The following is a 226-nucleotide window of genomic DNA, read 5'->3' on the forward strand; positions in this document are numbered from 1 at the left end:
GTTGCTGCTGTGGTACATGGTGCGGTTGCTGCTACCGTATACGTATAGGTATTCGCTCCACCTAATGCTGGTGACCAAGTACCTCCTGTAGCTGGGCTTCCTCCTAAGGATGCAAATAACTGTGCTGATGTTACCGTGCTTCCTGCACAGATGGTAAGTGTTCCGTTAGTTCCCGCATTTGGTAAGGCTTGTTCGCTTACCACTACCTGAGCTGTTGCTGCTGTGG

Annotated in this window: 1 protein-coding gene; it reads right to left on the bottom strand. The window is 50.9% G+C overall.

Features of this window, described 5'->3' with window-relative positions; all coding sequences use genetic code 11:
* On the bottom strand, positions 1-226 hold a 226-nt coding region (locus ACXAG7_RS20235; RefSeq protein WP_476667970.1), incomplete at both ends, for a hypothetical protein.

Source organism: Tenacibaculum sp. AWR4_210, assembly GCF_056160945.1.